This is a genomic window from Cupriavidus sp. CuC1, from assembly GCF_044627735.1.
In the GTDB taxonomy this organism is placed as follows: Bacteria; Pseudomonadota; Gammaproteobacteria; order Burkholderiales; family Burkholderiaceae; genus Cupriavidus; species Cupriavidus ulmosensis.
Genome location: NZ_JBIUHC010000025.1, coordinates 50,424 through 62,429, shown reverse-complemented (window position 1 = coordinate 62,429; position 12,006 = coordinate 50,424). Strand labels below are relative to the sequence as shown.

Annotated in this window: 11 protein-coding genes; all 11 read right to left on the bottom strand. The window is 65.0% G+C overall.

From position 1 onward, the window contains the following. Positions 1 to 64: 64 nt before the first annotated feature. The 11 genes from ACGLHR_RS13615 to phaC all read right to left on the bottom strand — a co-directional run bounded on the left by ACGLHR_RS13615 (position 65) and on the right by phaC (position 11,904). Positions 65 to 1,291, bottom strand: a complete 1,227-nt coding sequence (locus ACGLHR_RS13615; RefSeq protein WP_400094432.1) for a cystathionine beta-lyase — start codon at positions 1,289 to 1,291, stop codon at positions 65 to 67. Positions 1,292 to 1,388: 97 nt separating this feature from the next. Next, entirely contained in the window at positions 1,389 to 2,030 is a 642-nt protein-coding gene (locus ACGLHR_RS13610; protein ID WP_400094431.1) for a hypothetical protein, read from the bottom strand. Positions 2,031 to 2,079: 49 nt separating this feature from the next. Next, positions 2,080 to 3,264 carry a beta-ketothiolase BktB gene (bktB, locus tag ACGLHR_RS13605; RefSeq protein WP_400094430.1) on the bottom strand — a complete coding sequence of 395 codons (1,185 nt, stop codon included), beginning with the start codon at positions 3,262 to 3,264 and terminating at the stop codon, positions 2,080 to 2,082. Positions 3,265 to 3,367: 103 nt separating this feature from the next. After that, a complete protein-coding gene (gene rimO, locus ACGLHR_RS13600) occupies positions 3,368 to 4,747 on the bottom strand; it encodes a 30S ribosomal protein S12 methylthiotransferase RimO (RefSeq protein WP_400094428.1) in 1,380 nt (459 codons plus the stop codon). A 124-nt stretch (positions 4,748 to 4,871) separates the two neighbouring features. Then, positions 4,872 to 5,852, bottom strand: a complete 981-nt coding sequence (locus ACGLHR_RS13595; RefSeq protein WP_400094426.1) for a tRNA dihydrouridine synthase — start codon at positions 5,850 to 5,852, stop codon at positions 4,872 to 4,874. Positions 5,853 to 6,101: 249 nt separating this feature from the next. Further along, entirely contained in the window at positions 6,102 to 6,458 is a 357-nt protein-coding gene (locus ACGLHR_RS13590) for a type II toxin-antitoxin system HigA family antitoxin (protein WP_267606285.1), read from the bottom strand. Between the two features lie 3 nt (positions 6,459 to 6,461). Beyond that, the gene (locus ACGLHR_RS13585) at positions 6,462 to 6,764 is read right to left on the bottom strand and encodes a type II toxin-antitoxin system HigB family toxin (protein ID WP_400094461.1); all 303 of its coding nucleotides are present in this window, start codon (positions 6,762 to 6,764) and stop codon (positions 6,462 to 6,464) included. Between the two features lie 267 nt (positions 6,765 to 7,031). Continuing rightward, positions 7,032 to 7,583, bottom strand: a complete 552-nt coding sequence (gene phaR / locus ACGLHR_RS13580) for a polyhydroxyalkanoate synthesis repressor PhaR (RefSeq protein ID WP_006155938.1) — start codon at positions 7,581 to 7,583, stop codon at positions 7,032 to 7,034. A 398-nt stretch (positions 7,584 to 7,981) separates the two neighbouring features. Beyond that, a complete protein-coding gene (locus ACGLHR_RS13575; RefSeq protein ID WP_043345337.1) occupies positions 7,982 to 8,722 on the bottom strand; it encodes a 3-ketoacyl-ACP reductase in 741 nt (246 codons plus the stop codon). A 117-nt stretch (positions 8,723 to 8,839) separates the two neighbouring features. Next, the gene (locus ACGLHR_RS13570) at positions 8,840 to 10,021 is read right to left on the bottom strand and encodes an acetyl-CoA C-acetyltransferase (RefSeq protein ID WP_400094423.1); all 1,182 of its coding nucleotides are present in this window, start codon (positions 10,019 to 10,021) and stop codon (positions 8,840 to 8,842) included. 89 nt (positions 10,022 to 10,110) lie between these two features. Next, positions 10,111 to 11,904, bottom strand: a complete 1,794-nt coding sequence (gene phaC / locus ACGLHR_RS13565) for a class I poly(R)-hydroxyalkanoic acid synthase (protein WP_318232617.1) — start codon at positions 11,902 to 11,904, stop codon at positions 10,111 to 10,113. Positions 11,905 to 12,006: the final 102 nt, after the last annotated feature.

Here is a 12,006-nt window from a genome sequence, read left to right as displayed (position 1 = left end):
GCAAATAGCCGCAAAGCGCCCCAACGGGCCGCGCCGGACTCTATCCGGCGCGGCCCTTTTCCTTTCAAGCCGTCAGTTGCGCTTCCATCGCGCCGCGCAGGTCGGCGATCAGGTCACGGGTGTCTTCCAGCCCGATATAAAGGCGCACCAGCTCGCCGGCATTCTCCCAGCCTACGGGCGGCCAGCTGCCCTGGGGCCGCATGGTCTGGACGTGGTACGGCACCGCCAGGCTATGCGCGCCGCCCCAGGACCAGCCGATCGCGAACAGGCGCAAGGCCTCGACAAAGGCATCGACCTGGGCACGCGTGTAGCGCGCATGCAGCACAATCGAGAACAAGCCAGTGGCGCCGCTGAAATCGCGCCGCCAGAAGTCATGGCCGGGGCAGTCCGGCAACGCCGGATGCAAGACCTTGACCACTTCCGGGCGCTGGGTCAGCCACTCGGCGACTTCGCGCGCGGCGCGGTCGTGCGCCGCCAGCCTCACGGGCATGCTCGGCAGCGAGCGCAGCACCAGGTAGCAATCGTCGGCCGACACGCCCCAGCCCATCAGCATGCGGGCGCGCTTGATGCGGTCGTGGAGTTTGTCGTCGGTGGTCAGCACGGCGCCCATCAGCACATCGCTGCCGCCCGACTGGTATTTGGTAAGCGCCTGCACCGAGATGTCGATGCCCTTGTCGAACGGCCGGAAATAGACGCCGGCGGACCAGGTGTTATCAATGGCGGTGAGCACGCCACGCGCCTTTGCCGCGGCCACGATGGCCTGCGTGTCGGGGATTTCCATCGTCACCGAGCCCGGCGACTCCATCCAGATCAGGCGGGTGTTGGGGCGGATCAGCCCGGCAATGCCGGCGCCGATCATGGGATCGTAATAACGGACCGAGACGCCGAAGTCCCGTGCCAGCCATTCGCCGTGCTCGCGGTTGGGGCCGTAGACGTTATCTGGGACCAGCACGTCGTCGCCCGACTTGACCAGGGCGAAGTACACCTGGGAGATCGCAGCCAGGCCCGACGGCAGCAGCAGCGTATGGCGCGCGCCTTCGATCAGCGTGAGATGCTGGCACAGCGCCTCGCTGGTGGGCGTGGCATGCAGGCCATAGCGCCAGTAGGTGGTGGCGCCGTCGCCATGCGCGCGCAACTCCGCCAGGTTGCGGAACACCACGGTGGAGCCACGATGTGTTGCTTGGGAAAACGAGGCGAAGCCCGGCGCGATGTCCAGCTCTGGCTGGACGGCCACGGTCGCCAGGTAGGCGGGTTGGGAAGCGGGCTGCTCGGGCGGCTGGTGGTCGGACACGGCGATTCCTCGTCTGGCGATAACTCGATGAACGTTCGAGCTTACCAGCATTCGGGTGCGCGTTGGCCTACCTGGCCCGGCCGGCCACGACTTGACGCTAGCGCCCGGAAATCGAGGACTTCGGCGCAAGCGGCGCGTAGGTGATGCCGCTGCTGGGGGTCATGTCGAACGGAGGGATCACCAGCACGCCCAGCGGCCGGATCATGAAGGGGAGCACGATTGCCGGGTTGACCGGGTCGGTCCAGTTGCCGTGCACGATGCCGGTGCCGTCGATGGTGCCTTCCCAGTTGCCCGTGACGTGCGTGCCGTCATTGGACTCCTCCATCAGGAAGGCGCCGTTGTCGAACTCGCCGGCCAGCAGGCGCACGCCGCCGGCGCGGCCAACGCTGTACTCGCCATGCACGCTGTCGCGCTCGTCGGGCTTGGGGCCCAGGCGCAGGCGCACCGGCTGGTCACCGAGCGTGCCCACGTAGACCGGCAACGACTGGTACTCGGGCCGCGGCGCGAGCGCCTTGGGCGCGGGCCCGGTGGAAAGCTGCGCGCCGCGCCGCGACTCGCCCTCGCGGATGGCCTGGTTGATCCCGAAACCCTGCACCTGGCTGGCATCGCCGGCGGCATTGGCGGCGCCGGGCGTGCCTGTGGACAGCTCGGTACCGCCGGCGGCCAGCGCGGCGCCGGCCAGCGTTGCCGCAGCCAGCCCGGCTGCCAGTGACAGGGAAACGGGAAGTGACAAGGACATGGGCAAAGACAAGAACAGAGTCGCTACGCGCCGCAAGACAGCCTCAGGTTCAGAGTCGTTCGAAAATCGCCGCGATGCCCTGGCCACCGCCGATACACATGGTCACCAGCGCATAGCGGCCTTGCACGCGTTGCAGCTCGTACAGGGCCTTGACGGTGATCAGCGCGCCGGTGGCGCCGATCGGGTGGCCCAGGGAGATGCCCGAGCCGTTCGGATTGACCTTGGCCGGATCCAGCCCGAGCGCCTTGGTGACCGCGCAGGCTTGCGCGGCAAAGGCTTCATTGGCTTCGATCACGTCGAGGTCGGCCACGGTCAGGCCAGCGCGCTCCAGCGCCTTCCTGGTGGCCGGCACGGGGCCGATGCCCATGGTCTTGGGATCGACGCCGGCATGCGCGTAGGAGACCAGGCGCGCCAGCGGCTTGAGGCCGCGCTTCTCGGCCTCGGCACGCTCCATCAGCACCACCGCGGCGGCGGCATCGTTCAGGCCCGAGGCATTGCCCGCGGTCACCGTGCCGTTCTCCTTGACGAAGACCGGCTTGAGCTTGGTCATGTCTTCCAGGACCGCGTCGTGGCGCACGTGCTCATCGGTGTCGAAGGTAACGTCGCCCTTGCGGCCCTTGAGCGTGACCGGCAGGATCTGGTCCTTGAAGTGGCCGGCGCGGATGGCCGCCGAGGCGCGGCGGTGCGACTCCAGCGCGGCTTCGTCCTGCTGGCCGCGGGAGATGTCGTATTCCTTGGCCACATTCTCGGCGGTGACGCCCATGTGGATGCCATGGAACGGGTCGTGGAGCGCGCCCAGCATCATGTCGAGCATCTTGGCGTCGCCCATGCGCGCGCCCCAGCGGGCCGACTGCGCCAGGTACGGTGCGCGGCTCATGCTCTCCGCGCCGCCGCCGATGGCCACATCGGCATCGCCCAGCAGGATGGTCTGCGCGGCGCTGACGATGGCCTGCAGGCCCGAGCCGCACAAGCGGTTGACGGTCAGCGCCGGCGCGTCGATCGTGACGCCGCCCTCCACTGCCGCCACCCGGCCCAGGTACATGTCCCGGGGCTCGGTCTGGATGACGTTGCCAAACACCACATGGCCGACGTCGTCGCCACTGACCTGCGCGCGGGCCAGTGCCTCGCGCACGACCATGGCGCCCATCTGGGTCGGGGAAAGATCCTTCAGGCTGCCGCCAAAGGTACCGATCGCGGTCCGCACGCCGCTCACCACCACCACTTCACGTGTCATTTTGTGTCTCCTGGGCTGATGTTGCAGCGCACAGTATAGCGGCGCGCACGCCAAAACGAACGATCGTACTTTTACCTATCCGGACCCGCGGTTGCCAGCCGCCTCAGACTTCGCCCCACAGGTCGTGGCCATCGGCGCCGGTGATTTTCACCGAGACGAATTCCCCGACCTTGTAGCGCGGCGCGCCCTGGGCCGGCGGGTCGATATAGACCAGGCCGTCGATTTCCGGCGCATCGGCCGACGAGCGGCCGATGCCGCCGTCCTGGTTGATCTCGTCGACCAGCACGCGCAGGGTCTGGCCGACCTTGCGCTGCAGGCGCCGGGCGGAGACTTCCTCGGCCACTTCCATGAAGCGCGCGCGGCGCTCTTCACGGACCTCGTCGGGCAAGGCGCCCGGCAGGTCGTTGGCCGTGGCGCCGTCCACCGGCGAATAGGCGAAGCAGCCCACGCGGTCCAGTTCTGCCTCGGCGATGAAATCCAGCAGCGTCTGGAATTCTTCCTCGGTCTCGCCGGGGAAGCCCGCGATAAAGGTGCTGCGGATGGTCAGCTCGGGGCAGATCTTGCGCCAGGCCCGGATGCGGTCCATGGTCTTCTCGGCGTTGGCCGGGCGCTTCATGCGCTTGAGCACGTCCGGGTGGGCGTGCTGCAGCGGCACGTCCAGGTAAGGCAGCACGTGGCCTTGCGACATCAGCGGAATGATCTCGTCGACGTGCGGATACGGGTACACGTAGTGCAGGCGCACCCACGCGCCGTACTTGGAAGCGAGCTCGCCCAGCGCGCCGACCAGCTCGGTCATGCGCGTCTTGAGCGGACGGCCGTCCCAGAAGCCGGTGCGGTACTTCACGTCCACGCCGTAGGCGCTGGTGTCCTGCGAGATCACCAGCAGTTCCTTGACGCCCGACTTGAACAGGTTCTCGGCTTCCTGCATGACTTCCGCCACCGGGCGCGAGACCAGGTCGCCGCGCATCGACGGGATGATGCAGAACGAGCAGCGATGGTTGCAGCCCTCGGAGATCTTCAGGTAAGCGTAATGCTTTGGCGTGAGCTTGATGCCGGCGGCCGGCACCAGGTCCATGAACGGATCATGCGGCTTGGGCAGGTGCGTGTGCACGGCCTGCATCACCTCGCCCAGCGCGTGCGGGCCGGTCACGGCCAGCACCTTCGGGTGCACCGACGTGATGATGTCCTCGCCAGCCGCGTTCTTCTTCGCACCCAGGCAGCCGGTGACGATCACCTTGCCGTTCTCGGCCAGCGCCTCGCCAATGGCATCCAGGCTTTCCTGCACCGCTTCGTCGATAAAGCCGCAGGTATTGACGACCACCAGGTCGGCGCCGTCATAGGTGCCGCTGATGGCATAGCCCTCGGCGCGCAACTGGGTAATGATCTGCTCGGAATCCACAAGTGCCTTTGGGCATCCAAGGCTCACGAATCCCACATTTGGAATATGGTCTTTCTTAGTCGTTGATTCTGAAGGGTTTTTCACGGTTACTTCCAAATGTGGGGCGGGCGAGGCGGGGCATGGCCGCCTGGCGGTACAAGGCCAATCGCGCATTTTAACCGCTTGCCGGAGTTTCTCGGCGCCTGATCCCCGACATGCCGTTGTAAACCTATCGCAACGAGGATGATGTCCCCGGCATACCCTCCAGGGCGCTCTCGATCACCGCCTGAACCTCCAGCGCCCCTTGCAGGCGCCGGATGGCTGCATGCAGCTCGGCGGCCTGCGGCCAGGTCCGCTTCAGATAGCTGAGCCACAGTTTGACGCGTCCGTGCTCATGAAGGCATTCGACCTGGGCCTGCAATTTCTTCAGGTAGTCGGCGATATGACGGAGCACCGACGGCCATTCCTCGCTGGACGGCGATCTGTCCATCAGTCCGCGTATCCGCAAGGCCAGGAACGGATCCGACACGGCGCCCCGCCCGATCATCACGTCGGCGCAGCCGCTGACAGCCCGGCAGCGCTCCCAGTCGGCCACCGTCCAGACTTCGCCGTTGGCAATGACGGGCACGTCCACGGCAGCGTCGATGCGCGCGATCCACTCCCAGTGGGCCGGCGGCCGGTAGCCATGATCCCTGGTCCTGGCATGCACGACCAGGGACGCCGCGCCCCCTTCGGTCAGGGCCGTGGCGCAGTCAATCGCCAACGCCGTATCTGACACGCCAAGCCGCATCTTTGCGGTCACGGCGATGCTGGCAGGCACCGCGGCGCGAACGGAGGCAACGATCCGGTTCAGCAGTTCGGGATCCGCCAGCAGCATGGCCCCGCCGCCGTGCCGGTTGACGACTTTGGCCGGGCAGCCGAAATTCAGGTCCACGCCATGCGGCGATAGCCGGGATGCCTGGGCGGCATTCACCGCCAGCCATTCAGGATCGCTCCCCAGCAACTGGATCACCATCGGCGTGCCGCTGGGGGTATGGCCTCCATCGAGGATCTCGGGCGTGTCTCTCTCGTAGACGCGCTCGGGCAGCAGGGAGCCCGTCACCCTGACGAACTCGGACACGCACCCGTCGTACGCGCCCGTGGCGGTCAGCACGTCGCGCAACACGTAGTCGGCAAGCCCCTCCATGGGAGCAAGGAACAGCCGGCTCATGCGGGAGCGGGCGCTACTGGCGAGCGCTTTTCCTGGCGACGGGCGGGAAAGAACCCGAAACCGACCGCTTGGACGGGCTTAGCCTCGGCGGGAAGCGCGTGGCCTGTATCTTGGATTGCGGAGGGCATTGGGATTCGCGCTGTACTAGGCGAGTCCGCTGTATGAATCGCCACATTTGAGAGGGGTAGACAGCGTGATGATGCTACCCTCGGATGCGGGGATTTTAACCGATCGACCGGGCGAGGCAGGTCAGCCGATCAAGACGTCTGCCGGGATCTTCAATTCCTGATTGAGGCGCCGGATCATCGCAAGGCTGAGGCCTCGCTTGCGGTTGAGCACCTCATACACCCGATTCAGGTTTCCGAAATATGGCTGCATATCGCGCGCAGTCAGGCCACCTTGTTCCATCCTGAAGCGAATTGCCTCGATTGCGTCCGGGTGCTCAAGCGGAAAATGATCCGCCTCATAGCGCTCGATCAGGGTTGCCATGATCTCCAGGCGATCCCCTTCCGGGGTGCCGGGAGCCGGATCGATATCCACGAGCGCCGACACGTCGGCCAGCGCCGCCTGATAGTCATCTTCAGTGTGCAGAGGTCGAATGTCCATGCGTTACTCCAGTTCCACGGTTGCCGCATCGGCCCGGTCATACTCGGCGTGTGTCCCGACGAACTTCACATACACAACGCCCACGCGGTATGCAACTGCGTCGATCAAGCGGTACTTATTGCCGCCGATGTTAAACACCACACGATTGCTACCGACGAAACTGGCCGACGCGTAGCGGTCCTTGATGTCCTGCGGGGTCGACCATCGCGCCTGGATGGCTTCCTCATGCCACGCCAGCAGCGGCTGCTTTGCTCCCGGGTGCTTCTCGCAGAACATCAGCAGATTTCGTTTCGCAATGATTCGCATGGGCCGATTATAGTCCCAAAATGGGACCATACCAAAACCGAGTCGAACCAGCCAATCAAGTGGCACGAAGCCCGCTTTGAGCAAAGCGGGACCCATGGAATTCTAATGGTGGAATACGCGGTGTCGGGGGGCTAGTGGCTGTACGCCAGAGGAGGGGGGACGCCCGACTCCTGGGCTCATCCTGGGCAGGCCCGGGCAACCGAACAGCAGCGCTGTCGCCCTGCCATGCGATACCGCGCCGCCATGCCATGGCGGCGTGCGCCGGCCTTACTTCTTGTCCGGCTGATTGAACGGGAACGTGCCAAACATGTTCTTGGCCTGGCTTTGCATCTGTTCCTGCATCTGCACGAACAGGTTCTTGCTCTGCTCGATGTAGTTGCTCATCATCCCCTGCATCATCGGGCCCTGCATGTTCATGAACTGGGACCACATGTCGGGGCTGAAGGGCTCGCCGGAGTACAGGCCCTTGGAGTTCTCGGCCAGCTTGCTCTGGATGTCGATGAAGGCCTGGATGTTCTTCTCCAGGTAGGTGCCCATCATGCCCTGCATCGCATGGCCGTAGTAGCGGATGATCTGCGACAGCATGGAGCTGGAGAACATCGGCACGCCGCCCGTCTCTTCTTCGAGAATGATCTGCAGGAGGATGCTGCGCGTGAGCTCGTCGCCGGACTTGGCGTCGATCACCTTGAAGTCTTCGGTATCCATCACGAGCTGCTTGACGTCGGCTAGCGTGATGTAGGTGCTGGTCTGCGTGTCGTAGAGCCGGCGGTTTGGATACTTCTTGATCAGTCGCTCTGCGCCTTTCTTGGTGGTAGCCATCGTGCTCTATCCTTTTATCGTCGCTGTTGCATGCTGCTGCACCGCATGCTGTGCGGTGCGCAAATACGAAGACCGCCAGCGGGGGATACAACGTGTTGACCTGCAACGCATGATCTATTTTGGTGCGGGCTAGCCGCTGCCCTGATTCTATGCCCAACTAGGCACTATTGAAAGCCGGACCCGTTAAGGAAAACCCGCACGGGGCAATGGATTGCGGGAGTTTGGGGACAGGATTGCGGCCCGAGGCCGGCGCGTTGGTGCGGTGCGGGGTGTGCGATGCAATATTGTTGCGGGGTAGCAGGCTTCCCGAGCGGCCGCAATAATAAAAAAGGCCCTCCGCAGAGGACCTTCCCAAGACAAAAAGCCACCCTGGGAAACCGGGGATGGCTCGTCGTCCATCACCCCATGTGCAAGCCGCCGTTCAGCGAGAAATCCGCCCCCGTCGAGAAGCCCGACTCTTCGGATGCCAGCCACGCACAGATCGAGGCGATTTCTTCCGGCGCGCCCAGGCGCTTGACCGGAATCGTGCCGACGATCTTGTCCAGCACGTCCTGGCGGATCGACTTGACCATATCGGTGGCGATATAGCCCGGCGATACCGTGTTCACGGTCACGCCCTTGGTCGCCACTTCCTGTGCCAGGGCCATGGTGAAGCCGTGCAGGCCAGCCTTGGCGGTGGAGTAGTTGGTCTGGCCGAACTGGCCTTTCTGCCCGTTGACCGACGAAATGTTGACGATGCGGCCGAAGCCACGATCCGCCATGCCGTCGATGACCTGCTTGGTCACGTTGAACAGCGAGGTCAGGTTGGTGTCGATCACGGCATCCCAGTCGGCGCGCGTCATCTTGCGGAACACCACGTCGCGCGTGATGCCGGCGTTGTTGATCAGGATGTCGACCTCGCCCACTTCGGCCTTGACCTTGTCGAACGCAGCCTTGGTCGAATCCCAGTCGGCAACATTGCCTTCCGAGGCGACGAAATCGAAGCCCAGGGCCTTCTGCTGCTCGAGCCATTTTTCACGGCGCGGCGAGTTGGGGCCGCAACCGGCCACGACCTTGTAGCCATCCTTGGCCAGACGCTGGCAGATGGCCGTTCCAATGCCACCCATGCCACCGGTTACGTATGCAATGCGCTGAGTCATATCTACTCCTTGATGGCTAGTTTTTATTGACGCCGGCGGCGGGAAGCCCTCCCCACCGCCGGCACACCCCTCAGACCAGCTTGCCCGCTTGTTCGTTGCGGCAAGCCCGGCAAAATGTCACTTGCGTTCCACGGCCAGCGCCACGCCCATGCCGCCGCCGATGCACAGCGAGGCCAGGCCCTTGCGGGCGTCGCGGCGCTTCATTTCGTGCAGCAGCGTGACCAGCACGCGGCAGCCCGACGCACCGATCGGGTGGCCAATGGCAATGGCGCCGCCGTTGACGTTGACCTTGGACGTATCCCAGCCCATCTGCTTGTGCACGGCCAGGGCCTGGGCGGCGAAGGCTTCGTTGATTTCCATCAGGTCGAGCTCTTCCACGCTCCAGCCGGCGCGCGACAGGCAGCGCTTGGACGCGGGCACCGGGCCCATGCCCATCACCTTGGGGTCGACACCGGCGGTGCCATAGGCGCGGATCGTGGCCAGCGGGGTCAGGCCGAGTTCCTTGGCCTTGGCTGCCGACATGACCACCACCGCGGCGGCGCCGTCGTTCAGGCCCGAGGCATTGGCGGCGGTCACGGTACCGGCCTTGTCGAAAGCGGGCTTGAGGCCAGCCAGCGCGTCTTGCGTGACGCCGTGACGCACGAACTCGTCGGTGGCGAACATCACCGGGTCGCCCTTGCGCTGGGGAATCGGCACCGGCACGATTTCCTCGTCGAACTTGCCGGCCTTCTGCGCGGCTTCCGCCTTGTTCTGCGAACCGGCTGCGAACTCGTCCTGGGCTTCGCGCGTGATGCCGTATTCCTTGGCGACGTTCTCGGCGGTGACGCCCATGTGGTACTGGTTGTAGACGTCCCACAGCCCGTCCACGATCATGCTGTCGACCAGCTTGGCGTCGCCCATGCGGAAGCCGTCGCGCGAACCCGGCAGCACGTGCGGAGCGGCGCTCATGTTTTCCTGGCCGCCCGCCACCACGATCTCGGCGTCGCCCGCGGCAATCGCGTTGGCGGCCAGCATCACGGCCTTCAGGCCCGAGCCGCAGACCTTGTTGATGGTCATGGCCGGCACCATCGCGGGCAGGCCAGCCTTCAGCGCTGCCTGGCGCGCCGGGTTCTGGCCGGAGCCGGCCGTCAGCACCTGGCCCATGATCACTTCGCTGACCTGCTCGGGCTTGACGCCGGCACGCTCAAGGGCAGCCTTGATGACGATGGCGCCCAGCTCGGGCGCGGGAATCTTGGCGAGCGAGCCGCCGAACTTGCCCACCGCGGTACGGGCAGCGGATACGATGACGATGTCAGTCATTGGGAGGTCCTCTCCAGTTGGATGCAAATCAGGGGTGAAAGAGGCCGGCTGCCCCGCAAGGCGCCGGCCCGGACAATTCCGGACAATTTCTATGCCTTCGCCTTGACGTAGCGGCCCGGTGCCGGCTCGATGGCGCTGTAGTCCTTGTTGCCGTACTCGGCGGGGGCCGCCTTGCGCGCGCCTGCGTGCTTGGCCAGCCAGTCCGCCCAGTCCGGCCACCAGCTGCCGGCATGCTCGGTGGCGCCGTCGAACCACTCCTGCGCCGAAGCCGGCAGCTTGTCGTTGGTCCAGTGGCTACGCTTTTTCTTGGCCGGCGGGTTGATCACGCCGGCGATATGGCCCGACGCGCCCAGCACGAAACGCAGCTTGTTCTTGAGCAGCCCGGTCGAAGCGTAGGCCGACATCCAGGGCACGATGTGGTCTTCACGCGAGCCGTAGACATAGGTCGGCACATCGATGCTGCCCAGGTCCACCGGCGCGTTGCACACGGTCAGCTTGCCCGGCTCCTTGAGCTCGTTCTGCAGGTAGGTATGGCGCAGGTACCAGCAGTACCAGGGCCCCGGCAGGTTGGTGGCGTCGCCGTTCCAGAACAGCAGGTCGAACGGCACCGGCGTATTGCCCTTCAGGTAGTTGTCGACGACATAGTTCCAGACCAGGTCGTTGGGGCGCAGAAAGGAGAACGTGTTGGCCAGTTCCACGCCGCGCAGCAGTGCGCAAGGCGTGCCTGCCGCGCCACCCAGGGTGGCTTCGCGGAGCTTGACGTGGGCTTCGTCGACGAACAGATCCAGCACGCCGGTATCGGCAAAATCGAGTAGCGTGGTCAGCAGCGTCAGGCTGGCCACGGGGCGCTCGCCGCGCTTGGCCAGCACCGCCAGCGCGGTGGAAACGATGGTGCCGCCCACGCAGAAGCCCAGCACATTGATCTGGTCCTGGCCACTGATCTCGCGCGTGACTTCGATGGCGCGGATGGCCGCATGCTCGATGTAGTCATCCCAGCTGAGTTCGGCCATCGAGGCATCGGGATTGCGCCAGGAGAGCATGTAGACAGTATGGCCCTGCTCCACCATGTAGCTCACCAGCGAGGTCTGCGGCTGCAGGTCGAGGATGTAGTACTTGTTGATGCAGGGCGGCACCAGCAGCAGCGGGCGCGCAAACACCTTGTCGGTGACCGGCTTGTACTGCAGCAACTGGAAGTAGGCGTTCTCGTAGACCACCGCGCCTTCTGTCACGGCCACGTTGCGGCCGACTTCGAAGGCGGATTCGTCGGTCTGCGAGATCTTGCCGCGGCCGAGGTCTTCCAGCATATTACGCACGCCAATCCGCAGCGATTCGCCGCCCGACTCGATCAGCTTTTTCTGCGCCTCCGGATTGGTGACGAGGAAATTGGCCGGCGACATGGCGTCGACCCACTGCGAGATCGCAAAGCGGATGCGCTGGCGGGTCTTGGCATCGGCCTCGACCGCGTCGGCCAGCTCATTCATGGCGCGCGCATTGATCAGGTAGAAAGCGGCCGCGTAGTGGAACGCCGCGCTGCTGCGCCAGGCATCGCCGGAAAAGCGGCGATCGGCCAGGGCCGTGGCGGGATTGGCGCCGCCCTCCGCCATGCTTCGCCAGAGCGCGGTGAAGTCCTTCATGTAGCGTTGCTGGATGTCGGCCAGTTGATCGGGCGCGATCTTCACGCCCGCCATGGCGGAACCCTTCAACGCCTCGAAACCGGGGATAACGGGCATGCCAGGCATGCCCTGCTGGGTCGTCGCACCGTTAGCCTGTGCCTGACGGGACCATTCCAGCCATGTCGCTGGATCAAATGGCCCCGAAGCAAATGAAAACGGTTGGGACTTGTCTTCCTTGGTGGAAGCTGCCGCACCTTTGCCGGTTGCCATGATGTTTCGTCTCTCTGCCGTCACTTATTTGAAAGCTGGCTGGGCGGCGTACCACCACCGCGGGGCTCTCCCCCGCCGCCAGCCTCGGAACCGGCCCGCGCT

Coding starts and splice junctions, on each gene's coding strand:
- ACGLHR_RS13610 (WP_400094431.1), bottom strand. CDS start 2,030: ATGTCCTTGTCACTTCCCGTTTCCCTGTCACTGGCAGCCGGGCTGGCT.
- bktB (WP_400094430.1), bottom strand. CDS start 3,264: ATGACACGTGAAGTGGTGGTGGTGAGCGGCGTGCGGACCGCGATCGGT.
- ACGLHR_RS13595 (WP_400094426.1), bottom strand. CDS start 5,852: ATGAGCCGGCTGTTCCTTGCTCCCATGGAGGGGCTTGCCGACTACGTG.
- ACGLHR_RS13590 (WP_267606285.1), bottom strand. CDS start 6,458: ATGGACATTCGACCTCTGCACACTGAAGATGACTATCAGGCGGCGCTG.
- ACGLHR_RS13585 (WP_400094461.1), bottom strand. CDS start 6,764: ATGCGAATCATTGCGAAACGAAATCTGCTGATGTTCTGCGAGAAGCAC.
- phaR (WP_006155938.1), bottom strand. CDS start 7,583: ATGGCTACCACCAAGAAAGGCGCAGAGCGACTGATCAAGAAGTATCCA.
- ACGLHR_RS13575 (WP_043345337.1), bottom strand. CDS start 8,722: ATGACTCAGCGCATTGCATACGTAACCGGTGGCATGGGTGGCATTGGA.
- ACGLHR_RS13570 (WP_400094423.1), bottom strand. CDS start 10,021: ATGACTGACATCGTCATCGTATCCGCTGCCCGTACCGCGGTGGGCAAG.
- phaC (WP_318232617.1), bottom strand. CDS start 11,904: ATGGCAACCGGCAAAGGTGCGGCAGCTTCCACCAAGGAAGACAAGTCC.